Source organism: Nocardioides massiliensis (assembly GCF_030811215.1).
In the GTDB taxonomy this organism is placed as follows: domain Bacteria; phylum Actinomycetota; class Actinomycetes; order Propionibacteriales; family Nocardioidaceae; genus Nocardioides_A; species Nocardioides_A massiliensis.
In genome coordinates this window covers 1,882,110-1,909,083 of record NZ_JAUSQM010000001.1, presented here as the reverse complement: position 1 = coordinate 1,909,083, position 26,974 = coordinate 1,882,110, and the positions used below count along the sequence as shown (strand labels likewise).

The 26,974-nt window shown below is 71.9% G+C and carries 26 protein-coding genes; 11 read left to right on the top strand and 15 right to left on the bottom strand.

All coding sequences use genetic code 11. From position 1 onward, the window contains the following. Positions 1-37: 37 nt before the first annotated feature. The 7 genes from J2S59_RS09515 to napA all read right to left on the bottom strand — a co-directional run bounded on the left by J2S59_RS09515 (position 38) and on the right by napA (position 6,581). Complete coding sequence (locus J2S59_RS09515; protein ID WP_181641511.1) at positions 38-655, bottom strand: class F sortase; 618 nt, start codon at positions 653-655, stop codon at positions 38-40. A 13-nt stretch (positions 656-668) separates the two neighbouring features. Beyond that, positions 669-1,934 (bottom strand): hypothetical protein, encoded by a 1,266-nt coding sequence (locus J2S59_RS09510; protein ID WP_068117057.1) that lies wholly within the window; start codon positions 1,932-1,934, stop codon positions 669-671. A 215-nt stretch (positions 1,935-2,149) separates the two neighbouring features. Then, positions 2,150-3,781, bottom strand: a complete 1,632-nt coding sequence (gene groL, locus J2S59_RS09505) for a chaperonin GroEL (protein WP_068117055.1) — start codon at positions 3,779-3,781, stop codon at positions 2,150-2,152. A gap of 171 nt (positions 3,782-3,952) precedes the next feature. After that, on the bottom strand, positions 3,953-4,825 hold the full coding sequence (locus J2S59_RS09500) for an ATP-grasp domain-containing protein (protein WP_306825044.1): 873 nt from the start codon (positions 4,823-4,825) through the stop codon (positions 3,953-3,955). Between the two features lie 48 nt (positions 4,826-4,873). Continuing rightward, entirely contained in the window at positions 4,874-5,719 is an 846-nt protein-coding gene (otsB, locus tag J2S59_RS09495; RefSeq protein WP_068125235.1) for a trehalose-phosphatase, read from the bottom strand. 52 nt (positions 5,720-5,771) lie between these two features. Further along, complete coding sequence (locus tag J2S59_RS09490; protein ID WP_068125236.1) at positions 5,772-6,266, bottom strand: LytR C-terminal domain-containing protein; 495 nt, start codon at positions 6,264-6,266, stop codon at positions 5,772-5,774. Between the two features lie 3 nt (positions 6,267-6,269). Beyond that, positions 6,270-6,581, bottom strand: a complete 312-nt coding sequence (gene napA / locus J2S59_RS09485; RefSeq protein WP_068125238.1) for a nucleoid-associated protein NapA — start codon at positions 6,579-6,581, stop codon at positions 6,270-6,272. Positions 6,582-6,698: 117 nt separating this feature from the next. Between napA and J2S59_RS09480 the strand changes: the two genes are divergently transcribed. From J2S59_RS09480 to J2S59_RS09450, 7 genes are all read left to right on the top strand, one after another. After that, the gene (locus tag J2S59_RS09480; protein ID WP_306825043.1) at positions 6,699-8,144 is read left to right on the top strand and encodes an alpha,alpha-trehalose-phosphate synthase (UDP-forming); all 1,446 of its coding nucleotides are present in this window, start codon (positions 6,699-6,701) and stop codon (positions 8,142-8,144) included. Between the two features lie 40 nt (positions 8,145-8,184). Next, entirely contained in the window at positions 8,185-9,339 is a 1,155-nt protein-coding gene (locus J2S59_RS09475; protein WP_220138583.1) for an alpha/beta fold hydrolase, read from the top strand. After that, the gene (locus J2S59_RS09470; protein ID WP_068123939.1) at positions 9,336-10,283 is read left to right on the top strand and encodes an SGNH/GDSL hydrolase family protein; all 948 of its coding nucleotides are present in this window, start codon (positions 9,336-9,338) and stop codon (positions 10,281-10,283) included. Before J2S59_RS09475 ends, J2S59_RS09470 begins: the two co-directional genes overlap by 4 nt. Before the next feature lie 22 nt (positions 10,284-10,305). Further along, complete coding sequence (locus tag J2S59_RS09465) at positions 10,306-11,661, top strand: MFS transporter (RefSeq protein ID WP_068123941.1); 1,356 nt, start codon at positions 10,306-10,308, stop codon at positions 11,659-11,661. Beyond that, positions 11,658-13,175, top strand: a complete 1,518-nt coding sequence (locus J2S59_RS09460; RefSeq protein WP_246360565.1) for a pyridoxal phosphate-dependent decarboxylase family protein — start codon at positions 11,658-11,660, stop codon at positions 13,173-13,175. The genes J2S59_RS09465 and J2S59_RS09460 overlap by 4 nt, the downstream gene beginning before the upstream one ends. A 113-nt stretch (positions 13,176-13,288) precedes the next feature. Next, positions 13,289-14,260 carry a type IV toxin-antitoxin system AbiEi family antitoxin domain-containing protein gene (locus J2S59_RS09455; protein WP_068123943.1) on the top strand — a complete coding sequence of 324 codons (972 nt, stop codon included), beginning with the start codon at positions 13,289-13,291 and terminating at the stop codon, positions 14,258-14,260. A 74-nt stretch (positions 14,261-14,334) separates the two neighbouring features. Beyond that, entirely contained in the window at positions 14,335-15,030 is a 696-nt protein-coding gene (locus tag J2S59_RS09450; RefSeq protein WP_068123945.1) for a uracil-DNA glycosylase, read from the top strand. Between the two features lie 12 nt (positions 15,031-15,042). Here J2S59_RS09450 and J2S59_RS09445 read toward each other — a convergent pair whose 3' ends face one another. Continuing rightward, positions 15,043-15,543 (bottom strand): MarR family winged helix-turn-helix transcriptional regulator, encoded by a 501-nt coding sequence (locus J2S59_RS09445; RefSeq protein ID WP_068123946.1) that lies wholly within the window; start codon positions 15,541-15,543, stop codon positions 15,043-15,045. 72 nt (positions 15,544-15,615) lie between these two features. Between J2S59_RS09445 and J2S59_RS09440 the strand changes: the two genes are divergently transcribed. Next, the gene (locus J2S59_RS09440) at positions 15,616-16,440 is read left to right on the top strand and encodes a dioxygenase family protein (RefSeq protein ID WP_068123948.1); all 825 of its coding nucleotides are present in this window, start codon (positions 15,616-15,618) and stop codon (positions 16,438-16,440) included. On the opposite strand, the gene J2S59_RS09435 is transcribed toward J2S59_RS09440, so the two are convergent. Beyond that, complete coding sequence (locus J2S59_RS09435) at positions 16,398-17,648, bottom strand: MFS transporter (protein ID WP_068123949.1); 1,251 nt, start codon at positions 17,646-17,648, stop codon at positions 16,398-16,400. The genes J2S59_RS09440 and J2S59_RS09435 overlap by 43 nt on opposite strands. Positions 17,649-17,695: 47 nt before the next feature. Between J2S59_RS09435 and J2S59_RS09430 the strand changes: the two genes are divergently transcribed. Beyond that, positions 17,696-18,061, top strand: a complete 366-nt coding sequence (locus J2S59_RS09430) for a DUF4440 domain-containing protein (protein WP_068123950.1) — start codon at positions 17,696-17,698, stop codon at positions 18,059-18,061. Positions 18,062-18,083: 22 nt separating this feature from the next. Here J2S59_RS09430 and J2S59_RS09425 read toward each other — a convergent pair whose 3' ends face one another. The 3 genes from J2S59_RS09425 to dtd form a co-directional block, all read right to left on the bottom strand. Further along, positions 18,084-19,637 carry a succinic semialdehyde dehydrogenase gene (locus J2S59_RS09425; protein WP_068123952.1) on the bottom strand — a complete coding sequence of 518 codons (1,554 nt, stop codon included), beginning with the start codon at positions 19,635-19,637 and terminating at the stop codon, positions 18,084-18,086. A 4-nt stretch (positions 19,638-19,641) separates the two neighbouring features. Further along, positions 19,642-21,243 (bottom strand): GMC family oxidoreductase, encoded by a 1,602-nt coding sequence (locus tag J2S59_RS09420; protein WP_068123954.1) that lies wholly within the window; start codon positions 21,241-21,243, stop codon positions 19,642-19,644. A gap of 96 nt (positions 21,244-21,339) precedes the next feature. Next, entirely contained in the window at positions 21,340-21,777 is a 438-nt protein-coding gene (gene dtd / locus J2S59_RS09415; protein WP_068123957.1) for a D-aminoacyl-tRNA deacylase, read from the bottom strand. Between the two features lie 14 nt (positions 21,778-21,791). On the opposite strand from dtd, the gene pdxY reads away from it, so the two are divergent. Next, on the top strand, positions 21,792-22,646 hold the full coding sequence (pdxY, locus tag J2S59_RS09410) for a pyridoxal kinase PdxY (RefSeq protein WP_068123960.1): 855 nt from the start codon (positions 21,792-21,794) through the stop codon (positions 22,644-22,646). Positions 22,647-22,653: 7 nt separating this feature from the next. Next, a complete protein-coding gene (locus J2S59_RS09405; protein ID WP_306825042.1) occupies positions 22,654-23,481 on the top strand; it encodes a CopD family protein in 828 nt (275 codons plus the stop codon). A gap of 4 nt (positions 23,482-23,485) precedes the next feature. On the opposite strand, the gene J2S59_RS09400 is transcribed toward J2S59_RS09405, so the two are convergent. Genes J2S59_RS09400 through J2S59_RS09390 form a run of 3 tightly spaced genes read right to left on the bottom strand, consistent with a single transcriptional unit; the run spans position 23,486 to position 26,956 of the window. Further along, positions 23,486-25,522 (bottom strand): bifunctional copper resistance protein CopD/cytochrome c oxidase assembly protein, encoded by a 2,037-nt coding sequence (locus tag J2S59_RS09400; RefSeq protein ID WP_181642046.1) that lies wholly within the window; start codon positions 25,520-25,522, stop codon positions 23,486-23,488. Between the two features lie 4 nt (positions 25,523-25,526). Further along, positions 25,527-26,183 carry a copper resistance CopC family protein gene (locus J2S59_RS09395; RefSeq protein ID WP_068121546.1) on the bottom strand — a complete coding sequence of 219 codons (657 nt, stop codon included), beginning with the start codon at positions 26,181-26,183 and terminating at the stop codon, positions 25,527-25,529. Continuing rightward, entirely contained in the window at positions 26,180-26,956 is a 777-nt protein-coding gene (locus J2S59_RS09390) for a DsbA family protein (RefSeq protein ID WP_068121549.1), read from the bottom strand. The genes J2S59_RS09395 and J2S59_RS09390 overlap by 4 nt, the downstream gene beginning before the upstream one ends. Between the last annotated feature and the right edge of the window lie 18 nt (positions 26,957-26,974).

Here is a 26,974-nt window from a genome sequence, read left to right as displayed (position 1 = left end):
GAACAGATGTTCGATATCCGTTCGCGAGGGTGTCGACTCAGACGTCGGTCGAGGAGGCGAGGCGTTCCGCGAAGACCACGACGTTGGACTGGTAGTCACCGTTCACCCAGTCCTCGCAGGTGACCAGCACGAGCCGGCCGTCATCGCGGTCCTGGCCGAACAGCTCCTCGGCGCGCGCGGAGACCTCCTCGCGGCTGAGCTTGTGGACCCGCAGTACGGCGTACTTCGCCACCTCGCCGTCGGAGTGGACGAGCACCTCGGCGCCCCGACGGACCTTCTTGAGCCGGTTCATCACCCCACCGCCGGTGTGGACGGTGTGGCCGGTGATCACGGTCTGGCCGGCGCGAGCGCCCGGCTCGGCGCTGCGCTGCCACCATCCGACGCGCTGCACGTCGGCCGGCGGGGTGAGAACCCCTGCCGGGTCGACCTCGATCGGGTCGATCGGCGCATCGAGCTGGATCGACGGGATCTCCAACAGGTCGCTGTCGGCAGCGGCCGGCAGCGCGACCGCCGGCTCCTCGGAGCTGTCGTCGCCGCCCCCCACGCCGGGGATGGACGGCCAGAGAAAACCGGCGGCCAGCAGCACCAGCGCCAGTCCCGCGATGATCGCGGGAAGGGAGCGGGGCTGCTGACCGTCGGTCTCTCGTGAGCTCATCGGACCAGGCGTGTCACAGACGTCCGAGGCGGCGGTAGCCGGCCAGGCCGGCACCGGCGGCCAGCGTCAGCAGGGCCGCACCCATGGCACCCTCGCCCAGGCCCACGCCGTTGCCGGCCGCACCGGCGTCGACCTCGGTCGGGATGTCGGGCAGCTCGGGGTCAGGCTCGGGCTGCGGGTCGGGCTCGGGCTGCGGGTCCGGGGCGGGGCTGTAGGTCGAGTTCACACCGCAGGTCACGTTGCCGATCTCGACGGCCAGCAGCGAGGCGTCGATGAACTGCTGGGCCGCCGGGAGGAGCTGCAGGTCGAGCGCGGTGACCTCGATCCGGCCCTGCTCGGGTCGGGTCTGCTTGTTGAGCGTGATGTCGAGGATGTTCTGCTCGAGCGGCTCGAGTGCATCGGCGATCTGCGCGACCAGGGTGTCGACGATGGCGGACTGGATCGCGTCGGTCAGACCGACGACCGGCGCAAGCGCCCCGTCGAGGGTGTTCTCGATCGTGGTCTCGACCGCGTCGATCACGCGGTTGAGGACGACGTCGAGGTCGGTGACGACCTTCTCGTTGATGCCGGGGTTGACCGGCAGCTCTGCGATGGTGACCCGCTGCCCGAGGACGATGGCCTCGATCCGGCTGTCGATGAGGTTCGCCGTGCCGTTGGCACGCCCCGGCACCGCCTCGCAGCTGCCCTGCACCACGCCGAGAGTGCCCTGGATCGCGACCTCGGGGAGCGCGCCCAGCGCGGACGACAGCTGGGCGGTGATCGGCCCGACGAGCTCGCTGATGATGACGTTCAGCGGCGCCAACGGAGCCAGCGCGTTGCCGACGGCATTGGTGTTGATCAGCAGTGCCTCGGAGAGGTCGAGGTTGCCGATCGTGACGCCGACCGGCTGACCGGGCTCGAGACAACCCGAGTCGCCGATCTCGGCGATCGCGCCGCCGTCACCAGCGACGCCCGCACATGCGGCGGAGATGCCGCGGCGGTTCTCGACGCGAGCAGTGGCGTCCTGCGCCAGCACGCCCGCGTTGACGAGGTTCTGCTGGCCGAGGATGGCGATCGGCGGATTGACCGGGCCGTTGATGTTCTCCTGACCGGTGCCCGTGTGGGTCGCCGTCACGGTGCCGGTGCCCTGGCCGTTGCCGGCGAGCGAGATGGTGAGCGCGTTCGCGCTGGACTGCGCGACGACGTCGGCGGCGGCGGCCGGCGAGATGGTCAACGACAGGAGGGCGCCTGCGGCCCCGAGAGCGGCCACGCGCTTGGCGGCCCTGGTCTTGATCTTCACTGAAAGCTCCCCTGTACCCGAAGGCACCGTTGGTCTGCGACGCGCTGGAGGGCGCGCACCGAATGACGTGGACCACACTAGTGGACGGTTTCACGCGGATGTCACATCGGTTTGTCGCATGCTCAACGACGCAGGCCCCGAGGAGTTACCTCGGGGCCTGCGGGAACTGCTGTGATCTGTGGCTCAGCCGGACCGACCGAGCCGGGTGGCGGGACTCAGAAGTCCATGCCGCCCATGCCGCCCGACGGGTCCGGCATGGCCGGCGCCTTCTCGGGCTTGTCGGCGATGACCGCCTCGGTGGTGAGGAACAGCGCGGCGATCGACGCGGCGTTCTGCAGCGCCGAGCGCGTCACCTTGGCCGGGTCGAGGATGCCGGCGTCGATCATGTCGACGTACTCCCCGGTCGCGGCGTTCAGGCCGTGACCGGCCTCCAGGTTGCGCACCCGCTCCGAGACGACGCCACCCTCGAGACCGGCGTTGATCGCGATCTGCTTGAGCGGGGCCTCGATGGCGACCTTGACGATGTTGGCACCGGTGGCCTCGTCGGCGTCGGTGAGCTCGAGCTTCTCGAACACCACGGCACCGGCCTGGACGAGCGCGACGCCGCCACCGGCGACGATGCCCTCCTCGACGGCCGCCTTCGCGTTGCGCACGGCGTCCTCGATGCGGTGCTTGCGCTCCTTGAGCTCCACCTCGGTGGCTGCGCCGACCTTGATGACCGCGACGCCGCCGGCGAGCTTGGCCAGCCGCTCCTGCAGCTTCTCGCGGTCGTAGTCGGAGTCGGAGTTCTCGATCTCGGCGCGGATCTGGTTGACCCGACCGGCGATCTGGTCCGCGTCGCCCGCACCCTCGACGATGGTGGTCTCGTCCTTGGTGATGACGACCTTGCGGGCCTGGCCGAGCAGCTCGATGCCGGTGTTCTCCAGCTTCAGGCCGACCTCCTCGGAGATGACCTGGCCGCCGGTCAGGATCGCGATGTCCTGCAGCATGGCCTTGCGACGGTCACCGAAGCCGGGGGCCTTGACCGCGACGGACTTGAAGGTGCCGCGGATCTTGTTAACGACCAGCGTCGAGAGGGCCTCGCCGTCGACGTCCTCGGCGATGATCAGCAGGGGCTTGCCCGACTGCATGACCTTCTCGAGGACCGGCAGCAGGTCCTTGACGTTGGAGACCTTCTGGTTGGCCACGAGGATGTAGGGGTCCTCGAGGACGGTCTCCATGCGCTCGGGGTCGGTGACGAAGTAGGCCGAGATGTAGCCCTTGTCGAACCGCATCCCTTCGGTCAGCTCGAGGTCGAGCCCGAAGGTGTTCGACTCCTCGACGGTGATGACGCCTTCCTTGCCGACCTTGTCCATCGCCTCGGCGATGGCGTCACCGACGGTGTTGTCACCGCCGGCCGAGATCGACGCGGTGGCCGCGATCTGCTCGCGGGTCTCGACGTCCTTCGCCATCTGCAGCAGCTGCGAGGACACGGCCTCGACAGCGGCCTCGATGCCGCGCTTGAGCGCCATCGGGTTCGCACCCGCGGCGACGTTGCGCAGACCCTCGCGGACCATGGCCTGGGCCAGGACGGTCGCGGTGGTGGTGCCGTCACCGGCGACGTCGTCGGTCTTCTTGGCGACCTCCTTGACGAGCTCGGCCCCGATCTTCTCGTACGGGTCCTCGAGCTCGATCTCCTTGGCGATGGAGACGCCGTCGTTCGTGATGGTGGGGGCGCCCCACTTCTTCTCCAGGACGACGTTGCGTCCCTTGGGGCCGAGGGTGACCTTGACCGCGTCAGCGAGAGTGTTCATTCCTCGCTCGAGACCGCGGCGGGCCTCCTCGTTGAAAGCAATGAGCTTCGACATGGCTCCTGCGATTCCTCACTCGATGAGTTCGGGTGGTCCGGTGCGCCGCCCGCGACGGACGATCCCCCGGGGCCGACGGAACCCTTCTCCGCGGGCGGAGGACCTCGACGTACCGGTCCTGGATGTTGTCACTCTCCCACGGAGAGTGCTAACGCCAGTTTGGCACTCGGGTCAAGAGAGTGCAAGACGAGCGGCCACCACGTCGGCGAAGGCCGGCGCGAGCTCCGGGCGGACGTCGAGGTAGAGACCGGGCTCGATCAGCTCGAGCTCGCTCACCACCCACCGGCCCTCGAAGTGCAGCAGGTCGACGCGCGCGTAGTCGAGCGTCCACCCGTGGGTGCGCTCGACGTGCGACACCACCGTCGCGGCGCGCGCCGCCGCCTGGGGGTCGAGCTCGACGGGGGCGCTGGCACCGCCGTACTCCTCGTGGACGCGGATCTCCTCGCCCGCCGGGAGCTTGCGCACCTGGCCCTGCGCGCGCCCGCCCAGGACGAAGACCGAGTGCTCGCCCACGGTGCGGATCGACTCGACCAGCGGCTGCACGACCCAGGGGCCGGCGAGCAGGGCAGACTCGTCGAGCTCCTCGGGGCCACCCGGGACGCCGTCGAACACGACCACACCCCGCCCGCCCGCTCCCACGGTCGACTTCACCACCGCATGCTCGTAGGTCGCGACCGCGGGCGGGAGCTCGCCCTCGTCCTCGGCGACCAACGTGGGGACGACCGGCAGGCCGGCGGCGTAGAGCTCGGCGAGATAGCGCTTGTCGGCGTTCCAGCCGAAGACCGCGGCACCGTTGAGCAGCCGGTCCCCCGCCGCGGCCCCGACGCGCTCGGCCCACGCGAGGAACTCACCCAGCCGCTGGTCGTAGTCCCAGGTGCTGCGGACCGCGACGAGCGGCGCCGCGGCCCAGTCGACGGAGGGGTCGTCCCACGCGACCCAGCGCGCGGCGACCCCGCGCGCGTCGAGCGCTTCGAGCAGGTGCTCACCGCCCGGTTCGCCGTCGGGCCGGGCCGCGCAGGTGACGAGGAGGACGGGGGCAGTCACCCGTGTCACCGTAGTTGGTGGATCGGCGCCGGTCCGGGGGCGGGTCGCTCAGTGCGCGGGCGCGCCCAGGTCGGCGGCGAGCTGGTGGAGGAACGCCACGACGCCGTCGGGACCCGGCACCAGCACGTCGGCGAGCTCGCGCAGTGCCGGCTGCTCCTCCGAGCCCGAGCACACCAGCAGCCCGGCCGCGCCGGCGTCGCGCAGCGCGGCGACCGCGCGGAAGGCCTCGACGTCGCCGAGGTCGTCGCCGATGAAGCAGAACCCCTGCGCGCCGAGCTCGGCGGCGATCAGGTGGACGGCCTCGCCCTTGTGGGTCTCGCCTCCCCGCACCTCGATCACCTGCCGGCCGGGCTCGACCGTCAGGCCGTGCGCGGCGGCGAGCTCGGTGAGCACGGGGAGCAGCCGCGCGTACGCCGCGGTGGCATCCGGGAGCCGACGGGTGTGGACCGCGACCGCGAGCCCCTTGTCCTCGACGTACGCAGACTCGGCCCCGGCCGCCCGCAGGGCATCAGGCAGGGCCGCGGAGTAGGCGTTGACCCCAGGCGGGGTCGGCGGCGACACCACGCTGCGCCGGGTCGAGCGCCAACGCTCGTTGCCGTACTGCCCGAGCACGAACAGCTCGCGTCCCTGCTCCGCGAGGGCGTCGGCGAGCTCCTCGAGCGCGCCGAGCTGGAGCGCCTGGGCGACCGGTCGTCCCGTCACGACCGCGACAGCGCGCAGCCGGCCCGCGACCGCGAGCACCGCGGCGGCCGCGTCCGGGTGGATGCGAGCCAGGGTCGGGTCGTCGACGATCGGCGCGAGTGTGCCGTCGAAGTCCAGCCCGAGTACGGCGTCGCCTGCCGCGGCCACGAAGGCGGCGTACCGCTCGGGCGCGTGCGGGTTCAGGTGCTCCATGGGCGTGATCGTCCTCCGGCCCCCGCGGGTGCCGACGCGCGGGGGTGGTCGGTCAGGCGAAGTCTGCGGTGAGGATCACGGTCAACCGGTCGAGCTTCATCGGGTCGACGGCCGGGCGGACCCGGTTGATGCCGAGGTCGCGGGCCAGCAGCCGGCCGGCGGCGCGCAGCCGCGGGGGGAAGTAGACGGTGGACTCGGTGATGGTGCCGTACCAGTTGTCCTCACCGACCACCTGCCAGCCGGCACCCTTGACCGTGGCGGAGGTGCGGGCAGCGAGGCCCGAGATGCCGGAGTTGTTGTAGACCTCGACGTAGACCTGACCGCGCTGGACGCGCGGACGGCGCTTCGTGGGGGTGGCCTCGGCTGTCGGGGTGGGTGTCGGGGTCGCGGTGGCGACCACCGTGGGGGTGGGCGCAGCGGGCGTCGGCTCCTCGGCGGCGCCACCGGTGGACACGAAGAACACGCCCGCGGCGATCACGACGACCGTGCTGAGCACGGCGACGAACGCCGGGGCGGCGACTCCGCGCTCCCGCGCGCGCCTCGCCACGTCCTAGACCTCGAAGCCGAGACGGCGCGCCGAGCGCGCCCGCTGCCGCGCCGCACGCAGCCGCCGCAGCCGGCGCACCAGCAGCGGGTCGTGGGCCAGCGCCTCGGGACGGTCGATCAGCGCGTTGAGCACCTGGTAGTAGCGGGTCGCGCTCATGTCGAACTTCTCGCGCACCGCCTGCTCCTTGGCGCCGGCGTACTTCCACCACTGGCGCTCGAAGTCGAGGATCTCGCGGTCCCGCTCGGAGAGATCCGCGGTCAGGGTCTCCTCGGAGGTGGTCCGCGCTACGGCACCGGAGGGGTGGACGGCGTCCATGCTGACTCCCAGAAAGCTCGACTCGGACTCGACTGCTGAGACGAGGATAGGCGACGAACCACACCCGTGTCATTCCGTCGGCGGGTCGGGTTCGGCGGCTCCCGTAGGGTGCGAGGCGTGAGCCAGAACTCGCCCGCGAAGGCCGACCTCGTCATCGTCGCCAACCGGCTGCCGGTGGACCGCGTGGTGGAGCCCGACGGGACCGTCGGATGGCGCCGCTCCCCCGGTGGACTCGTCGCGGCCATCGAGCCGGTGATGCGCGCCAATGAGGGGGCCTGGATCGGCTGGCCCGGCAGCGCCGAGACCGAGATCGAGCCGTTCGTCGAGGACGGGATGTCGCTGGTCCCGGTCGCGTTGACGGCTCAGGAGGTCGAGGAGTTCTACGAGGGCTTCTCCAACGCGACGCTGTGGCCGCTCTACCACGACGTCGTCGCCAAGCCGGAGTTCCACCGCGAGTGGTGGGACGCCTACGTCACGGTCAACCGGCGCTTCGCCGAGCGGGCCGCGGAGGTGGCAGCCGACGGCGCGACCGTGTGGGTCCACGACTACCAGATGCAGCTGGTGCCGGCGATGCTGCGCGAGCTGCGCCCCGACCTGCGCATCGGCTTCTTCCTCCACATCCCGTTCCCGCCCGCCGAGCTCTTCAGTCAGCTCCCCTGGCGCCGGCAGATCCTCGAGGGACTCCTCGGCGCCGACCTGGTGGGCTTCCAGCTGCCGGGCGCGGCGCAGAACTTCGTCCGGCTCGTGCGCCAGCGCGTGGGCCACAAGACGCATCGCGACAACGTCTATCTGCCCGACGGCCGGGTCGTGCAGGCGGGTGCGTTCCCGATCTCGATCGACACCGCCGGCTTCGAGGAGCTCGCCCGCACTCCCGCGGTGGTGCAGCGGGCCGCGGAGATCCGCGACCAGCTCGGCAACCCGCGACGGATCCTGCTGGGTGTCGACCGCCTCGACTACACGAAGGGCATCTACGCCCGCCTGCGCGCCTTCGGCGAGCTGCTCACCGACGGTGTCATCGACGTCGAGGACGCGGTGTTCGTCCAGGTGGCCACGCCGTCGCGTGAGCGGGTCAACCAGTACCGCGTCCTGCGCGACGACATCGACCGGCTCGTCGGCCGGATCAACGGCGACCTCGGCCGGATCGGTCGCCCGGCGATCAGCTACCTGCACTCCTCCTACCCGCGCGAGGAGATGGCCGCGCTCTACCTCGCCGCCGACATCATGATGGTCACCCCGTTGCGCGACGGGATGAACCTCGTCGCCAAGGAGTACGTCGCCTGCCGCCTCGCCGACGACGGGGCGCTCGTGCTCTCGGAGTTCGCTGGGGCCGCCGACGAGCTGCGCCAGGCCTACCTCATCAATCCCTACGACATCAACGGGATGAAGGCCGCCATGGTCGACGCGCTCAACGCCGACCCCAAGGACCTCGGCAAGCGCATGCGCGCGATGCGCAAGACCGTGGCCGAGCACGACGTCACGGCCTGGGCCGACCGCTTCCTCGCCGCGCTCAACGCCGACCTGCGCACCCACGGCAAGACCGTGCGGCCGGCCAAGCGGTCCTGACCCCTCTGGGGCGCAACCACCGTCGCCGTACTCTCACGCCATGGATCTGATCCCGAAGCCGGGCCAGGTCGTCGCCGCGGCCAACAACCTCGCGCACCGGGTGGTGTACGGCGGGCTGGCCGACCTGCGGCCGATGCCGCGCACGCTCATCGACGACGGCGTGCTGCGGGAGGTCTACCACTACCGCCCGTCGGGGACCTCGCGCACGATCGGTGACCCGGTGCTGCTCGTCACCCCGTTGGCCGCGCCGGCGCTCTGCTACGACCTGCGCCGCGGGTGCTCCCTGGTCGAGCACCTGGTGCAGCAGAACCGCCCGACCTATCTCGTGGAGTACGGCGAGGTCTCCTTCCGCAATCGCAGCCTCGGGATCGAGCACTGGATCGAGGAGGTGGTCCCCGAAGCCATCCGCGCGGTGCACGAGCACTCCGGGCGCCGGCCCGTCCACGTCGTGGGGTGGAGCCTGGGCGGGATCTTCGCCGCGCTGAGTGCGGCGGACCGCGCCGACCTGCCGATCGCGTCGCTGACGATCCTCGGCTCGCCGGTCGACGTCCGCCAGGTGCCGCTGGTCGCACCCCTGCGTCCCCTGCTCAACCTCAGCAACGGCGGTGGACTGGTCACCCAGGTCTACCGTGCCCTCGGTGGCGTCCCGAAGCCGCTGGTCACCCGCGCCTACCAGCTGACGAGCGTGCAGAAGGTGCTGACCAAGCCGCTCGCGGTCGCCACCAACCTCGACGATGCGGACTTCCTCGCGCAGATCGAGGCGGTCGACCGCTTCACCGCGAGCATGACCGCCTACCCGGGCCGCACGTTCGGGCAGCTCTACCACCGCTTCCTCAAGGGCAACCAGCTCGCCGGCGGCACCTTCGAGCTCGCGGACCGCACGATCGACCTGGCCGCGATCACCGCGCCGGTGCTGGTGTTCGCGGGCAGCAGCGACACGATCGCCCCCGCCCCGGCCGTGCGCGCCGTGCGCGACCACCTCACGGGCGCCGCCGAGGTGCGCTTCGAGCTCGTCCCGGGCGGTCACCTGGGCATGGTCACCGGTCGGGCCGCGCGCGAGACGACGTGGCGCATCCTCGACGAGTGGGTCGCGCAGTGGTCCGGGGCCGCCGTCCCGGATCTTCCCGAGACCGACGGGGCCATCGGCACCAACCCGCGCCGGCGCTACGCGTCGGCCGCCTCCCGGTCGTTGTGAGGGGTGCCCCGCGGCCCGGGGCGGGCCTGCTGGCGACCCTGGTCGGCGTCGTGCTCGCCTGCCTGCTCGTCGCCTGCAGCTCCGGCGACCCGCGCCGGGTCCCGACCGAGCCGATCACGTCGCCGGCCGACGTCCCCAGCACGGCGAAGGCACCAGCGATCGGGACGTACGTCGCCCTGGGCGACTCGTTCACCGCGGCGCCGTACGTCCCCCGCACGGATCTCGCCGACGGCTGCTTCCGCTCCGACGGCAACTACCCCGCGCTGCTCGCCGAGCGGCTCGGCGCCGACCTCGCCGACGTGAGCTGCAGCGGTGCGACCACCACCGACGTGCTGCAGGGACAACGGATCCTCGACTACGACATCGCCCCGCAGATCGAGGCGGTGACCCCCGAGGCCGACCTGGTGACGGTGGGGATCGGCGGCAACGACTTCAACCTGTTCGGCACGATGATCGACCTGTGCACCGCGCCCACGGACAGCGAGCTCGCTGACCGCGACGGCTCGCCGTGCACCGACCGGCTCGAGGCCGAGGGCCGCGACCTGCGCACCGAGGTGGCGCAGGTGGAGCAGAACGTCGCCCGCGTGCTGCGCCGTGTCACCGACCGCGCACCCGACGCAGCGGTGGTGCTGGTCGGCTACCCGCACTTCCTGCCACCCACGGGCGAGGCCTGCGACATCCTGCCGATCGCGACCGGCGACCTCGACCTCGTGCGCGAGATCGCCGACGGTCTCGACCGGGCGATGCGCGACGCTGCGCAGGCGGCAGGGGTGCGCTTCCTCGACCTGCGTGCGGTCTCCGCGGACCACCACATCTGTGCCGACGAGCCCTGGGTCAACGGTGCCGTCCGCGACACCGAGCGCGCACTGGAGTACCACCCCTTCGCCGCCCACCAGGAGGCCGTGGCCGACCAGCTGGTGCGCGAACTCGCCGACAACGGCTGACCTGCGCCACTAGGGTCCGACCATGTCCGAACTGCGTCGCCGCGAGCGCGTGGGCTACGGCATGGGCTCGGTCGCGACGGGTGCGTTCGGCACCGTCCCGGGCCTGATGCTCCTGCCCTACCTGACCGACACCCTCGGGATCGCGGCCGCGGCCGCGGCCGTCATCGTCTTCCTGCCCAAGGCCTGGGACGTCGTCCTCAACCCGATCGCCGGCCGGATCAGCGACCGCAGCACGGACCCGCGCGGTCCCCGGCGGCCGTTCCTGCTGCGCGCCGGGCTGCTGCTCGCCGTCACCTTCGCGCTGATCTTCGCCGCTCCCGCTATGGGCTCACGCGTCGCCGAGGCCGCGTGGGTGCTGGTGTTCTTCCTCGCCTGCGCGACGGCGTACGCCTTCTTCCAGGTGCCGTACGTCGCGATGCCGGCCGAGCTCACCGCCAGCTACGACGAGCGCACCCGGCTGATGACGTGGCGGGTCGCGATCCTTGCGCTGACGATCATGATCTGCGGCGCCTCGGCCCCCGCCATCCGCGACGCGATCGGCGGACGCGACGGCTATCGCGTCATGGGCGTCGTCGTCGCGGTGATCATCGTGATCGGCGTGATCGGGTCCTACCGCGGCACGCGGACGGCGCCGACGGATGCGGTCGTCGCCGCGGGCGGGTCCTTCCGCGAGCAGCTGCGGATCGTCGCCGCGGCACGTGACTTCCGGCTGCTGCTGACGACGTTCGTGCTGCAGGCGCTGGCGACCGGCATCATGCTCGCCGGCGTCGACTACCTCGCCCGGCACGTGCTCGGCCGCTCGGGCGCGTCGACGATCCTGTTCGTCTGCTTCGTCGGACCGGCACTGCTGCTCACGCCCGTGTGGGCGCGCATCGGTGAGCGGGTCGGCAAGAAGCAGGGCTACATCGCCTCGTCGGTCGTGCTCGCCGCGGGTGCGCTGTTGGTCGTGCTGGCGCGCGAGGTGCCGGCGGTCGTCGTCTTCGCCTCGGTCACGCTGATCGGCGTCGGGTACGCCGGGTGCCAGATGTTCCCGCTCGCGATGCTGCCCGACGCCGCCGCGGTCGACGCGGCCCGTTCCGGCAGCAACCGCGCGGGGGTCTACACCGGCGTCTGGACCGCGGGCGAGACCCTCGGTCTCGCGCTCGGTCCGGGACTGTTCGCCCTCGTGCTGGCCGCCGGCTCCTACCAGTCCTCGACCGGCGAGGCCGTCGTGCAGCCGGACTCGGCGCTGACCGCGATCGTCGTCGGGTTCTCCGTGCTGCCAGCCGTGCTCACGCTCGCCAGCCTGCTGGTCCTGCGCCGCTACTCCCTGACCGCTGCCGACGTCGCCGCCGCAGCGGCTGTCGCACCTACGACGCCCACCCCGGAGACACCGTGACCGACCTGAGCCCGCACTCCCTCTCCGTCCTCGAGCGGCTGCGCGCCCTGCAGGCCGACGACCTGCCGACCCACGGCGGGCGCACGCTCGCCTACGTCTACGACTCCGGTCTCGCCGAGGCCGACGAGGTCGGGCGACGCGCGACGGCGGCGTTCGCCGCGACCAACGGCCTCGACCCCACGTCGTTCCCGAGCATGCTGCAGATGGAGAACGAGCTGGTCGGCTTCGCCGCCGACCTGCTCGACGCGCCCGCCGAGGCCGTGGGGTCCGTGACGTCGGGCGGCACGGAGTCGGTGCTGCTCGCGGTGCAGTCCGCCCGCGATGCCCGCCCCGAGGTCACGCGCCCCCGGATGGTGGTGCCGTCGACCATCCACGCCGCCTTCTTGAAGGCAGCCCACTACTTCGGTGTCGAGGCGGTCGTCGTCGACGTCGGCCCCGACTTCCGGGCCGTGCCCGAGGCGATGGCGGCAGCGGTCGACGCCGCACCCAACGACACCGTTCTCGTCGCGGTCAGCGCTCCGTCGTACGCGCACGGTGTGGTGGACCCCGTGCCCGCCGTCGCTGCGCATGCCGCCGCCCGCGGGATCCGCTGCCACGTCGACGCCTGCATCGGGGGCTGGGTGCTGCCGTACGCCGCCCGGCTGGGCCGGCCCGTCCCGCCGTGGACCTTCGCGGTCGAGGGCGTCACCAGCATCTCGGTCGACCTGCACAAGTACGGCTACACCCCCAAGGGCGCCTCGATCCTGCTGCACCGCAGCCCCGGGCACCGACGCTCGCAGTACTTCGCGTACGCCGACTGGCCGGGCTACACGATGCTCAACTCCACGCTGCAGTCCACGAAGTCGGGTGCACCGCTCGCCGCCGCCTGGGCGGTCGTGCAGACGATCGGCGACGAGGGCTACCTCGAGCTCGCCCGGCAGGTGTTCGACGGCGTCGACGCGCTGGCGTCGGGGGTCGCCGGCATCGCCGGCCTCTCCCTGCTGACGCAGCCCGACTCCACGTTGATCGCGTTCACCACCGACGAGACCTGCGACGTCTTCACCGTCGCCGACGAGATGAACGCCGCCGGGTGGTTCGTGCAGCCGCAGATGCGCTTCGGCGACGCCCCGGCCAACGTGCACCTGTCGCTGTCGGCCGCCACCGCGCCGGTCGTCCCCGAGTTCCTGGCCGCACTCGAGAAGGCCGTCGCAGCAGCCCGGGCGGTCGGGCCCGTCGTCGTCGACGAGGGCGTGGCCGCCGTCATCGCCGCGCTCGACCCCGCCGCCCTGACCGACGACGACTTCGACGGGCTGCTCGCGGCCGCGGGGCTGATCTCCGACGGCCAGCACTCGTCGGTCGAGCCGTCCTCGTCGGTCGAGCCGTCCTCGTCGGTCGAGCCTGTCGAGACCCTCGCGCTGCCCAGCCGCATGGGCGAGGTCAACGCGATGCTCGACCTCGCCGCCCCGCGCCTGCGCGAGGCGTTGCTGATCGCCTTCCTCGACCGCCTGCAGCGCCCGGTGCGGCGTACGACGTAGGGAGCGGGGAAGCCTGCTGCTCGCAGGTGGCACCAGACTTCCCCGATGCCACGGCCGGCGCCTTGTCCACAGGCAGTCTGCGCCCCTGCGCGGGTTGCGGCAGGGTTGCGCGGATGGACCTGGCGGACCTCCTCGCGGCACAGAACGGCGTGGTGTCGCGCTCCCAGCTCGGCGAGTGCGATCTCGCGCCGCATCGCATCCGGCGTCTGCTCCGCACCCGCGAGCTGGCGTCCATCCACCCCGGTGTCTACGTCGACCACACCGGTCCCCCGTCATGGATCCAGCGCGCGTGGGCCGGGTGTCTCCATGCCTGGCCCGCGGCGTTGTGGGGACCATCAGCACTCCGCGCAGCGGAAGGACCCGGCCGCCGTGCGACCACTGGGGTCGGCGACGAGGAGACCATCCACGTCGCGATCCACCACGCGCGGCGGGTCCGGGCTGTCTCGGGCGTGACCGTGCACCGTGTCGTCGACCTTGACGAGCAAACCCTGTGGAACCTGGGACCACCCCGCCAGCGCCCCGAGGACGCCGCGCTGGACGCCGCAACACACGAACGCCTCCCAGCGATGGACCGGATCGGCGTCCTCGCCCGAGTCCTCGGGGCTCGCGCCACCACTGCGGCGCGCACCCGCGCAGCGCTCGACAGGAGGGCTCGGTTCCCCGACCGCGCGTGGTTCGAGCAGTTGCTCGACGACCTGGCGAAAGGAACTGCGTCCGTCCTCGAGCACGGCTACCTCACGCTCGTCGAGCGGCCTCACGACCTTCCGACGGCGCGTCGCCAGGTCTGGGCACGCACCGCGTCCGGGTCGGTGTTCCGTGACGCCGAGTACGACGAGCAGGTGATCGTAGAACTCGACGGGCGACTCTTCCACGACTCGACGCGCAGCCGCGATCGCGACATGGATCGCGACCTCGACGCGGCCCTGGACGGACGCATGACGGTGCGCATCGGCTACGGCCAGGTGTTCGACCGGCCGTGCGCCACGGCCGGCCGCGTCGGGGCGATCCTGCGCAGGCACGGAATCGGCGACGGCGCCCACCCGTGCGGCGCGGGATGCGTTGCGGCCGGCCCGTCGGTCGCCTGAGCGGGGAAGCCTGTTGCCACCATCGAGCAGCAGGTTTCCCGTGTCCCCACGCGGCCCCTCTAGGGTCGTCCCTCGTGAGCACGCTGAGCGCACTGGTGGACAAGGGTCTCGTCGCATCCGACTGGGCACAGGCGCTGGCGCCGGTGGAGGCGCAGATCGCGGCGATGGGTGACTTCCTGCGCGCGGAGCTGGCGGCGGGGCGGAGCTACCTGCCGGCCGGCGAGCACGTGCTGCGGGCGTTCGCACGGCCGCTGGCCGAGGTGCGAGTGCTGGTGGTCGGGCAGGACCCGTATCCCACGCCGGGTCACGCCGTCGGGCTGTCGTTCTCGGTGGCACCCGGCGTCCACCCGCTGCCGCGCAGCCTGGTCAACATCTATCGCGAGCTCGTCGAGGACCTCGGCGTCCCCGCCCCGACGGACGGCGACCTGACACCCTGGACCGAGCAGGGCGTGCTCCTGCTCAACCGATGTCTCACCGTCCGGCCCGGCGAGCCGGCGTCCCACCGCGGCAAGGGCTGGGAGGCCGTGACCACCCAAGCCATCCGCGCGCTCGTCGCGCGCGCTGAGGAGGGCCAACCGATGGCGGCGATCCTGTGGGGTCGTGACGCCCAGAGCCTCGGACCCCACCTCGGGCCCATCCCCCGCGTGGAGTCCGCGCACCCGTCGCCGCTGTCTGCATCGCGCGGGTTCTTCGGGTCGCGCCCGTTCAGCCGGGTCGATGCGCTGCTGGTCGAGCGCGGCGGTGCGCCGGTCGACTGGCGCCTGACCTGAGCAGGCCAGCGGTCAACTGAGCGTCTTCAGCCCGGACTCGCGGATGTTCTCGCCGATCTGGGTGGCGATGGCCGTCAGCTGCTTCACCTGCTCACGCGACAGCCCGTCGAAGACCAGCGACCGCACCGTCTCGACGTGACCGGGCGCGGCGTCCTGCACCGCTTCCCACCCCTCGTCGGTCAGCACCGCGAGCGTCGTACGCCGGCTCGCGGGGGCGGGCTCGCGGCGGACCCAGCCCCGAGCCTCCAGCTTGGTGACGACGTGGGACAGCCGCGACAGCGACGAGTTGACCTGCGCGGCCAGCTCGCTCAGGCGCAAGGTGCGGTCCTCGGCCATCGAGAGCATCGCGATCACCTGGTAGCCGAAGTGCGTGAGGTTCGAGTCCCGGGTCAGCTGCGAGTCCAGGGCCGGGTTGAGGCGCAGCAGGATCGCGACGAGGGCAAGCCACGCCTCACGCTCGGTGTCGTCGAGCCACCGGGGCTCTGCGGACCTGTCAGCTCGTCTCTCGGGCACGAGCAGGGACTCTAGCCGCGATCCGCCCGACCCTCACTTGAATCTTCAAGCTTTGCGCTCTATGCTCGTGCCATGACCACCACTTCTGTCGACACCACCCCCGCGGACTCCGGACGCGGGGAGACGTCGATGCCCGCGCTCTACATCGGCCACGGCGCTCCCCCGCTGCTCGACGACCCGCTGTGGTCGGCGCAGCTGCGCTCGTGGGCCGACGAGCTGCCGCGGCCGAAGGCGATCCTCATCGTCTCCGCTCACTGGGAGTCCGCGCCGCTCGCGCTCAGTGCCACCGCGGCGGGCACCCCACTGGTCTACGACTTCGGTGGGTTCGCGCCGCGCTACTACCAGGAGAAGTACGAGACCCCCGACGCCTCGGCCCTGGCCGCCCGGATCACGGCGATGATGCCGCGCACCGAGACCGTCCACCAGCACACGAGCCGCGGACTCGACCACGGTGCGTGGGTGCCGTTGAAGATCATGTTCCCCGCCGGCGACATCCCGGTGCTGCAGATGTCGATGCCGACCCACGACCCCGAGAAGCTGCTCGCTCTCGGCCGCCGGCTGCGCCCGCTGCGCGAGGAGGGCGTGCTGATCATCGGCTCGGGCTTCCTCACCCACGGGCTGCCGTTCCTGACCGAGTTCCGCATCGACGCCACGGCGCCGGGCTGGTCCCAGGACTTCGACGTCTGGGCCGGCGAGGCGCTGGCCCGCGGCGACGTCGACACGCTTGCGGCGTACTCCTCCAAGGCGCCCGGCATGCCCTACGCCCACCCGACGGTGGAGCACTACACGCCGCTCTTCGTCACCCTCGGCGCCGCGACGGATCCCTCCGTCCCCGGCGTGCAGAAGATCGACGGCTACTGGATGGGGCTCTCGAAGCGCTCCCTCGAGGTCGCCTGACCCTGCGCCTGCCGCCAGCGCAGGCCGAGCGCGACCAGCAGCGCCAGCACCGTGGCGGTGACCGTCACGGCGAACGCCGCGGTGTGCCCGCCCGCACCCACGTGGTCGGCCAGACGACCCGCGGTGGCCGAGCCCACGGCGTACCCGATCCCGGTGGCGCCGGCGAGCAATGTCATCACCAGGCCGATGCGGTCGGGGCTGACCAGCGAGCCGGCCATCGCGAAGGTCGAGATCATGTACGGCGCCACCGCGAACCCGAGCAGGCCGATGACCACGAGCAGCGCGCCGATCGAGTCGACCAGGAGCAACGGCGCCGACAGCACGACCAGACCGGTCGCCGCGACGGTCAACCGTGTCGGGTAGCCGATGCGTTCGGGCAGGGCGGCGATCGCGAAGCCGGCGATCGCGCTGCCGACCCCCAAGGTGGCGTGGATCAGACCGGCGATGCCGGGCTGCCCCTCGGCGGTCGCGAGCACCGTCGAGCCGGTCTGCGTGCCACCGAACAGCATCCCGATGAGGAACTGCGCGCTCGCGAGCACCAGCACGATGCCGGTCAGCACCCGCCCCGTCGAGCGCACGACGCTCGGGTCGGGGTTGGTGAGCGCCGCCGTCCGGTGCAGCGCGAAGCCGGAGCCGAACGCCGCCAGCAGACCCGCGGCGGTCAGCAACGCACCCGACGGTGAGACGAGCACCGCGAGCAGCCCGATCAGCGCCGGTCCCGCGACGAAGGAGATCTCGTCGGTCGCGCCCTCGTAGGAGAAGGCCGCATCGACCAGGCGGCGCTGCCGGTCCGGGGACTCCCCCGCCAGCGCCGGGCGCCACCGCACCCGCGCCAACGGTCCCACCTGCGGGATCGCGAGCCCAGCGAGCGCCGCGGTGGCGACGATCACGGGTCCGCGCGCACCGCTGTCGACCACACCCACCAGACCCACCAGGCCGGCGGCGCCCACCAGCGACTGCCCCAGCACGACGAACCGCTGCCCGAACCGGTCGGCCAGCGATCCGAAGAACGGAGCAGCGACGGCGTTCGTGACGGCGAGCGCACCGGCGGCGGCTCCGCCCAGGCCGTAGCTGTCGGTCGCGCCCGAGACCAGCAGCAGGGTGCCCATCTGGCTCATGGCAAGCGGAACTCGCCCGAGGAAGGCTACGACGAGGTAGGCGGGCCCGACGGTGCGCAGCAGCGCGCGATAGGAGTGGAGAGCAGACAAGGCGGCCGGAGCATATCCCTCCGGGCCGGGTGGGTAGGAACTCGCAGGTGAGTGATCTCGACGACCTGCTCGCACTCGAGCGCCGCGGCTGGGACAGCCTGTGCGACGGGACCGGTGCGGAGTTCTACGGAAGCCTCATGACCGCGGAGGCGGTGATGGTGCTCGCGCACGGGTTCGCCCTCGACCACGAGCAGGTGCGCGCCTCGCTCGCCGACGCGCCGCCGTGGTCGTCGTACGAGATCACCGAGCCGCGCCTGGTGCCGGTCGGTGAGCACGCCGCCGCGCTGGTCTACCGCGCACGCGCGACGCGGGGGGACGAACCGGCGTTCGAGGCCTGGATGACGAGTGTGTACGACCTCTCCGGTCCCGAGCCGCGGCTCAGCGTCTACCAGCAGACGCCGATCCCAAGCTGAGACCGGGCGCCCACCGAGCAGGTCAGCGGCCGAGCTTGCTCTGGAACGTCATCGCCTTGAGCATCCCGTCGCGCTGCTTGGCGAAGTCGGCCGGGTCGCGCGGCGAGGTCATGACCTGCTTCTTCATGACCGCGAGGTTCTGCACATCGGTGTACTTCAGCAAGCCCTGGTCGCCGTGGCGCGCGCCCACCCCGGACTGCTTGACGCCACCCGAGGGCGTGCCCTTGGCGGCGTACGCCGCGGCGAAGCCCTCATTGATGCTCACGTTGCCGCTCTGGATCCGCGCGCCCACCTTGGCGGCCGCGGTCAGGTCGGTCCCCCACACGCTGGCCGACAGGCCGTAGTCGGTGTCGTTGGCCAGCCGCACGGCCTCGTCGACGGAGTGGTAGCGGTGCAGCGCGACGACCGGACCGAAGGTCTCGGTGCAGCCCGCGAGCATGTCCTTGGTGACGCCCTCGAGCACAGTCGGCTCGAAGAACGCCGGGCCGAGGTCGGGGCGGGCGTTGCCACCGGTGACCAGCGTGGCGCCCTTGGCGAGGGCGTCGGCGACGTGCTCGGCGACCCGGTCCTTGTGGTCGGGCGAGATGAGCGAGCCCATCTCGGGACCGAAGTCGTACGCCGCACCCAGCCGCAGGTCCTCGACCGCGGCGACGAACCGCTGCCTGAACGCGTCGTAGAGGGAGTCGTGGACATACATCCGCTCCACGTGCATGCAGACCTGGCCGGTGTTGCGGAACACCGCGTCGAGCGCGCCGGGGACGGTCTCGTCGAGGTTGGCGTCGGGCAGCACGATCATCGGGTTCTTGCCGCCGAGCTCGAGGCAGGCGCCGATGAGGTTCTGACCCGCCCGCTGCCCGATGAAGCGACCGGTCTGGGTGGAGCCGGTGAACATCACGTAGTTGGCGTTGTCGATGACCGGCGGACCGGCCACCGGCCCGTCACCGCAGACCACCTGGAACAGCCCCTCGGGCAGGCCCGCCTCATAGAGCAGGTGCACGCCGTAGAGCGGGCTCAGCGCCGTCTTGTTGTCCGGCTTGAGGACGACCCCGTTGCCGGCGAGCAGCGCGGGGATGGCGTCGGAGATGCCGGTCGCGAAGGGGAAGTTCCACGGCGCGATGATCCCGACGACACCCTTGGGCTGGCGGATCTCCGTGGAGGTGGAGACCAGCGGCACCGGGCCCGAGCGCTTCGTCGGCGCCAGCAGCTTGCGCACCCGCGGCAGGTAGTAGTTCATGATCATCATCGGGTCGACGGTCTCCTCGACCGCCATCCGCCGCGCCTTGCCGCTCTCGACCTGGATCAGGTCGGCGATGGTGTCGTTGCGCTCCACCAGCAGCTTGAAGAACCGCTTGAAGACCTTCACCCGCTTGCGCACCGGCCACTGCGACCAGGTCATCTGTGCGCGCCGGGCGGCGGCGTACGCCTGCTCGATGTCCTCGGGCGTCGACTGCGGGAGCTCGACGACGACCTCACCGGAGTAGACCTCGGTGAGCTTGTGGGTGCCGCCCGCGGTGGAGGGGACGCGGGCGGTGATCGCCGCGAGCAGCTCGTCGGTGACGGAGGCGGGGAGGGTCATGGGTTCAGCCTTCCAAGATGAGTTCTGCGGCGCGCTCACCGATCATCATCGCCGGCGCGTTGGTGTTGCCGCCGACGATGCTCGGCATGATCGAGGCGTCGGCGACCCGCAGGCCCTCGATGCCCCGGACCTTGAGCTTCGGGTCCACGACCGCCCGCTCGTCGACGCCCATCCGGCAGCTGCCGACGGGGTGGTAGACGGTCGTCGCCCGCAGCGGGATCTCCTCGCGCAGCGCCTTCTCGTCGGCGTACTGCGCGCCGGGGGTGCGCTCCTTGGCGACCTTGCCCACGATGCCCGGCGCCTTCATCGCCTCGCGGATGCGCAGCATCCCCTCGAGCAGGACCTGGGCGTCGTCGTCGACCGAGAGGAAGCCCGGGTCGATGAGCGGAGCGGCCAGCGGGTCGGCCGACGCGAGCCGGATCGAGCCCCGGCTCTTGGGGTAGATCAGGGTGGAGAAGATCGTCAACGCCGGCTGCGGCTCGACGAAGTGCCGGCCCGGGGCGTCCTGGTTGGGCGCGGGGTAGCCCCACGGCAGCGCGAGGATCTGGATGTCGGGCACGTCGGTGGCCAGCGAGGACCGGACGAAACCGTTGACCTCGAACACCGTGCTGGCCAGCCAGGTGTTGCCGCGGATGTACTCCTTCATGACCGCCGAGGCGAAGTACGGCGCGTTGGAGCGGTGCGGGATGTTGGTCATGTCGAAGGTCAGCGGCACGAACATGTGGTCGTGCAGGTTGTCGCCGACGGGCAGGTCGGCCTTGACCTCGATGCCGAGGTTGCGCAGGTGGTCGGCCGGGCCGACGCCGGAGAGCTGCAGCAGCTGGGGCGACTGGTAGGCGCCGGCCGAGATGACGACCTCGGCGTTGGCGTGGATCGTGTGCGCCCCGGTCTTGTCGACGACCTCGACACCGGTCGCGCGGCCGTCCTCGATGATCACGCGGGTCACCTGGGCGCCGGTCATCACCATGAGGTTGCCGAGGTTGTGGTCGTCGAGGTAGGCGATCGAGGAGCTGTAGCGCTTGCCCTTGTGGGCACTCTGCTGGACCAGCGACATGCCCTCCTGCTCCGCACCGTTGTAGTCCTCGATGAGGGGGACGCCCGCCGTCTCGGCCATCGCGTCACGGAAGAGCAGCGAGCCCTCGGTGGGGTTCTTGACCGTCGTGACCTCGACCGGCCCACCGGCGCCGCGCAGGTCGCTGGCGCCGCCCTCCCAGTTCTCCATCCTCTTGTAGGACCGCAGGACGTCGGACCAGCCCCAGCCCTCGTTGCCCTCGGCGGCCCAGGCGTCGTAGTTCTTCTGGTGGCCCCGGACGAAGATCATCCCGTTGATCGACGACGAGCCCCCGAGCACCTTGCCGCGCGTCGCGGGCAGCTTGCGGTCCAGGGCGTGCTTCTGAGGGACGGTGTAGAAGCCCCAGTCGAGCTTCTTCTTCAGCTGCGGGATGTTGTGGAAGACCGCGATCAGGCCGGGCTTGCGGACGAAGCGCGTCTTGTCGGGGTCGCCCGCCTCGATCAGGACGACGCTCGCCCCGGAGTCGGCGAGGCGACGGGCGACGATCGCTCCCGCCGAACCCGCACCCACCACGATGTAGTCGGCCTGCCGCATGCTCGCACCTTCTTCTGCTCCGGGAGGGTCTGTACGCCGGCCTGGCGCGGCAAAACTGTAACGCGTTCCAATTCAGTTGTGTATCGAATCCGCGGGTCAAGTTCGCGCGGGCGTCTCGAGGACGAGGGTCACCGGGCCGTCGTTGACGAGCGCGACCGCCATGTCCGCACCGAAGACGCCGCGCTCGACGTGGGTGCCCAGGGACTCGAGCTCGGCGCAGAACGCCTCGTAGAGGGGCTCCGACACCGCACCCGGCGCCGCGTTGTTCCACGTGGGGCGCCGCCCCTTGCGGGCATCGCCGTACAGCGTGAACTGGCTGACCACCAGCACGGGCGCGTCGACGTCGCTCGCCGACTGCTCCTCGCGCAGGATGCGCAGGTCGCGCACCTTGCGCGCCAGCCAGGCGACCTCGGAGGGCCCGTCGTCGTGGGTCACACCGAGCAGGACGAGCAGACCTGGCCCCGAGAGCGCGCCCACCACCTCCCCGCCGACGGTCACGGAGGCGGACGACACACGCTGGACGACGGCTCGCATGAAACCATCTTGGCGTGAACATCCTCTCCATCCAGTCATCGGTCGCCTACGGATACGTCGGGAACTCCGCCGCCGTGTTCCCCCTGCAGCGGCTGGGCATCGAGGTCTGGCCCGTCAACACGGTGCACTTCTCCAACCACACCGGGTACGGCGCGTGGCGCGGGCCGCTGCTCGCGGCCGACGACGTACGCGAGGTGATCCAGGGCGTCGAGGAGCGCGGGGCCCTGGCGCGCGCCGACGCGGTGCTGTCGGGCTACCAGGGCGGTGAGGAGGTCGGCGCCGTCGTCCTCGACGCCGTCGCCCGCGTCAAGGAGCTCAACCCGGAAGCGGTCTACTGCTGCGACCCGGTGATGGGCGACGTCGGCCGTGGGTTCTTCGTGCGTCCCGGGATCCCCGAGTTCATGCGCGATCAGGTCGTGCCGCGCGCCGACATCGTCACGCCCAACCACTTCGAGCTCGACTTCCTCGCCGGCACCACGACCCGCACCCTCGACGACGTGCTCGCCGCCATCGACGCCGTCCGCGCGCGCGGGCCGCAGGACGTCCTGGTCACCAGCGTCCTGCACGAGACGACCGAGCCCGGGACCGTCGACATGGTCGCGGTCGGCGCCGACGGGGCGGCGTACGCCGTGACGACGCCGTTGCTGCCGATCCTGCCCAACGGGTGCGGCGACGTGACGGCGGCGCTCTACCTCGCCCACCTGCACTCGACCGGATCGCCGGCCACCGCGCTGTCACGGGTGGCAGCGTCGGTCTTCGCCGTGCTCGAGCGGACGATCGCCGCGGGCACCCGGGAGATCCAGCTGATCGCGTCGCAGGAGGACATCGCCCACCCCACCGAGCGGTTCGCCGTGCGCCAGGTGCGCTGAGGCGCGCGTGCAGCTCGGTCTCGGCGCCGCGCAGGCGGTGCAGTACGCCGGGCTTCTCGTCGCGTGCGGCCTGGCGGCGTTCGTCGTCACCGCGCTCCCGCTCGAGCGGGCGACGGAGGCCGCGCGGCAACGCTGCCGGCGGCTCGTCCTCGCGGCCGCGGCCGCGGGCCTGCTCGGCGCGGTCGGGGTCGGGGTCCTCGCCCCGTCCGGATCGGGCCTGCACCTGACGGCGGCCTGGGTGGGCGCCGGCCTGGCGTTGACCGCCATACTCGCCCGTCCCGCCAGCCGCTCGTGGCATCCGCGCCTCGTCGTCGGCGCGGCGCTGGCCACCCTGCTCGGACCGGTCCTCAGCGGGCACTCCCGCTCCCACGAGCCGCTGGCCCCGGTGCTGCTGGCCGACGCGGTCCACCTGGGCGCGGCGGCGCTCTGGACGGGCGGGCTGGCCGGACTCGCGGTGGTCCTGCCGGCGTTGCTGCCCCGCGCGCGACTCGCGGCCGGCGTGCTGGCCCGGTTCTCGACCGTCGCCGGTGCGGCGCTGCTGGCCGTCGCGCTCACCGGCGCGCTGCTGACGTGGCGCTACCTCGGGGACTGGACGGCGCTCGTCGCCACGGCGTACGGCCGGGTCCTGCTGGCGAAGGTCGCGCTCGTGGGCGTGGTCGCCGTCGTCGCCGCCTGGAACCGGCGGGTGCTGCTCCCGAGGGTCGAGGGCGCGGCCGGCCACCGGGACCGGCTGGCGGCCGGGGCGCTGCTGCGCCGTGCCGTGGCCCTCGAGGCGACCGGGCTGGTGGGGGCGGCCGTCCTGGCCGGGTTCCTCGTGGGGCTCGCGCCGCGCTGAGCCGTCAGTCCTGCCGGGAGACCTCGGTGGCCCGGCGCCGCAACATCTCGTTGTAGGCCTCGAGCTCCGCGTCACCGGAGGCGTCCTCACGCCGGTCGAACCTGGCCGACTCCCGGCGGTCCTTGCGGAACCACTGCACGAGCATCGCCAGCGCGACGATGAGGATCGGGACCTCACCGAGCGCCCACGACAGGGACCCGCCGACGTACTGGTCCTGCGCCAGGTCGGCCGCGAAGGGGCGGTCCAGCATGCGGTAGTACTCCCCGCCCACGATCCGGCTCGTCGACATCAGCCCGATCGAGAAGAACGCGTGGAACGGCGCCACCACGAGCAGCAGGAGCAACCGGCCCAGGTGCGGCAGCCGACGCGGGACCGGCGCGCTGCCGAGCAGCGTCTCGTAGAAGAGGTAGCCGGTGATGAGGAAGTGCAGCTCCATGAACCCGTGACCGAGATGGTTGGTCATCAAGGCGTCGAAGATCGGCGTGTAGTAGACCGCGTAGAGGCTGCCGACGAAGATGATCGCCGCGACCGCGGGGTGCGCGAAGAACCCGGCGACGCGCGTGCGCAGCATCGCGGCCAGCAGCTGCCGCGGACCCTGACCCCCGGGGCGGTCGGCACCGGGCAGCGCCCGCAGCGCGAGGTTGATCGGCGCACCGAGCACGAGGAAGATCGGCGCGATCATCGACAGCACCATGTGGGCACCCATGTGGGCGCTGAACATCACGTGCGAGTAGACGCCCAGACCGCCGATGGTCGCGTAGCCGAAGACCAGCAGGCCGATCCCCCAGGCGACGCTGCGCCCGAGCGACCAGTGCTCACCGCGACGGCGCAGCGACCAGACCCCCACGGCGTACGCCGCAGCACCGAGCAGCACGACCGCCAGGCCGACGCCCGAGGCGCGGAACGACCACAGCACCTCGCCGATGGTGGGTGCGGGGGGCATCGGGCCCCCGAGCAGGCTGGCCGCGAGCTCGGTGTAGGGCTCACCGACCGGCGGCGGGGTGCGCGAGAGCGCGGTGCCGAGGCCGATCGCGGTCGCCATCAAGACGAGCTCGACCCCGGTCAGCGACACGAAGGTGCGCCACCCGCTGCCCGTCTCCGGGGTGGCCGACGCCAACCAGCCGCGCACGCGGTAGGCGACGAGACCGAGGAGGGCGAGCACGGCGGTCTTCGCGAGCACCCCGGCCCCATAGCCCGTCGTGAAGAGCTCGGTCAGGGTGTCGACCCGCACCAGCGCCGAGACGACCCCACTGACGGCGACGATGCCGAAGCACCAGGGGGCCAGGGACGAGAAGCGGCGTACGGCGCGCAGCCGGGCACCGCCCGGGATGCGCAGGTGGCCCCAGAGCGCGACCACACCACCGACCCACACGGCGACCGGGATGACGTGGAACAGCAGGGCGACCACGGCCATGTCGTGGCTTCCCGACGAGGCCGCGTGCCCGGTGAGGATCGGCGGGACCAGCGCGAGCAGGGCGAGCCCGAGCACCACCAGCGCCTCGCGGACCGCGAGCACCCAGTGGGCGGCGACGGCGACGATCGCCACGAGGGCCACCTGGGCGAGGGCGCTGCGTCCCTGCGGGATCTGGAAGGCGTAGCTGAAGGCCGTCCCGACGTCGACCTGGCTCGGCGGGAGCGCCAGCTGGTCGGAGACGGTGAACCACACCTCGGCGAGGCCGAAGCCGACCCAGGCGACCGCGACCCAGCGGGCACTGCGGATCGCGCGGAACCCCGACGCGGTCAGCTCATCGGTCGTGCGGGTCATCGCCAGCACTGCCACGAGCAGCGCCCCGATCACCAACACGCCGCTGAGCTGCACGAACAGCCCCAGCACCGGGAGGGCGACGACCGTGACCCGGCCGGGGTCCGGCAGACCCTCCGGCGCCGGCTCAGGAATGCCGCCACCGAGGAACGCCAGGACCAGCATCGCCGCGAGGGCCACGACACCGGCGAACACCGCGAACGGCACGCGGCGCTCGGGGATCGGGCGTCGGGTCTCGGGGGCGACCTCGGGCTCGGTCGCCTCCGTGGAAGTGGTCACGGGATCACCCCGCACGGCGCCGCCTCGCGGCCACCACGAAGGTGCCGACGACCAGGACGAGCCCCGCGCCGAGCAGCAGCAGGCTGCCGTTGGCGGCGAGGAAGCCCTCGTCCTCCTCGGCGGGCACGGTGGCACCGCCGGTGTCCGCGGGCTGCGGGGCGTCCTCGGCGGACTCCGAGTCGGAGTCGGAGTCGTCGGCGCCGGGCGACGGGGCGGGAGTGTCGGTGGCCCCCGGTGACGGCGCGGCGGCGTCCCCCGTGACGGTGAACGACAGCTCACCGGTCACGCGGTGGCCGTCGGCAGACACGACGCTGTAGGCGAGCGTGTAGTCGCCCGGCCCGCCCGCGGTGATCGGCTGGCGGACCAGCGCGCCCTCGACCCGCGCCTCGCCCTCGGCGAGCGCGGTGTCGTCGGTGTGGCGCACCACGACGTACGCCGGCGGGTTGATGTCCTCGGTGAAGGTCAGCGTCACCTCGGACGGCAAGTCGTCGAGGGTCGCCCCGTCCCGCGGCGTGGAGTCCACCAGGCCGGCGTGCGCCTGCGCGGCGGTCGGCACCAGCGCCGCCGCGCAGGCCAGCAACCCGGCCAGGAGTGCCAGGAGGACGGTGCGGATCACGGTGCGGATCTCGGTGCGGATCTCGGCGCGGATCTCGGAGGTCACGACGCTGCGACGGCCTCGTCGACCAGCTTCTCGAGGTCCTCGGGCGTCGAGATGTCGACCTTGTCGCCGTTGAGCAGCACGGTCGGGGTGCCCGTGATGCCCTCGTCGAAGGTCGCGTCGGTGGTCTGCTCGACCCACTTGTCGTAGCTGCGGTCCTCGATGCAGTCGCTGACCCGGTCCTCGTCGGCGCCGGCGTCGACCGCGAGGTCGATCAGCGTCGCGTCGTCGAGCCCGGCGCCGCCCTCGGAGGGCTGGTTGGCGAAGAGCGCTGCGTGCATCTGCCTCCAGACGTCCTCACCGTCCTCGACGGTGCAGACCGCGGCGTTGAGCGCGCGGCTGGAGTACTCGGTGGAGGACGCCCGATCCAGGAAGGCGATCCCGCGGAACTCGACGCGCAGGTCGTCGCGCTCGGAGAGCTCGTCGAGCTTGTCGCCCATCACGGCTTCGAACTGACCGCAGGCCGGGCACTGGAAGTCCTCGACGACCTGCAGCACCGTCTCGGCGTCCGGGTTGCCCAGGACGACAGCGCCGTCGGCGCTGAGGTTCGGCGGGGTCTCCGCGGGCGCGTTGGCCGTGCGCTGTCCGGCGATCACCGCGGCGGTGATGGCGCCACCGGCCACGAGCACGAGGACGACCGCCAGCAGCTGGTTGATCCGACGACGCCGCTTGACCTGCTTCTCCTGCTCGGCGCGGACTTCCGCGGCGCGTGCGCGTGCCCGGGCTGCGGGGGTGCCGCCGGTGACCTTGTCGTCCCCGGAGTCCTGCTTCGCCATGCTTGATCCTCTCGTCCT

What these genes read in the sequence shown, in the direction of transcription:
- J2S59_RS09390 (WP_068121549.1), bottom strand. Translation starts at nt 26,956, where the DNA reads ATGGCGAAGCAGGACTCCGGGGACGACAAGGTCACCGGCGGCACCCCC.
- J2S59_RS09420 (WP_068123954.1), bottom strand. Translation starts at nt 21,243, where the DNA reads ATGCGGCAGGCCGACTACATCGTGGTGGGTGCGGGTTCGGCGGGAGCG.
- otsB (WP_068125235.1), bottom strand. Translation starts at nt 5,719, where the DNA reads ATGGAGCACCTGAACCCGCACGCGCCCGAGCGGTACGCCGCCTTCGTG.
- J2S59_RS09465 (WP_068123941.1), top strand. Translation starts at nt 10,306, where the DNA reads ATGTCCGAACTGCGTCGCCGCGAGCGCGTGGGCTACGGCATGGGCTCG.
- J2S59_RS09475 (WP_220138583.1), top strand. Translation starts at nt 8,185, where the DNA reads ATGGATCTGATCCCGAAGCCGGGCCAGGTCGTCGCCGCGGCCAACAAC.
- J2S59_RS09455 (WP_068123943.1), top strand. Translation starts at nt 13,289, where the DNA reads ATGGACCTGGCGGACCTCCTCGCGGCACAGAACGGCGTGGTGTCGCGC.
- napA (WP_068125238.1), bottom strand. Translation starts at nt 6,581, where the DNA reads ATGGACGCCGTCCACCCCTCCGGTGCCGTAGCGCGGACCACCTCCGAG.
- J2S59_RS09440 (WP_068123948.1), top strand. Translation starts at nt 15,616, where the DNA reads ATGACCACCACTTCTGTCGACACCACCCCCGCGGACTCCGGACGCGGG.
- J2S59_RS09425 (WP_068123952.1), bottom strand. Translation starts at nt 19,637, where the DNA reads ATGACCCTCCCCGCCTCCGTCACCGACGAGCTGCTCGCGGCGATCACC.
- dtd (WP_068123957.1), bottom strand. Translation starts at nt 21,777, where the DNA reads ATGCGAGCCGTCGTCCAGCGTGTGTCGTCCGCCTCCGTGACCGTCGGC.
- J2S59_RS09515 (WP_181641511.1), bottom strand. Translation starts at nt 655, where the DNA reads ATGAGCTCACGAGAGACCGACGGTCAGCAGCCCCGCTCCCTTCCCGCG.
- groL (WP_068117055.1), bottom strand. Translation starts at nt 3,781, where the DNA reads ATGTCGAAGCTCATTGCTTTCAACGAGGAGGCCCGCCGCGGTCTCGAG.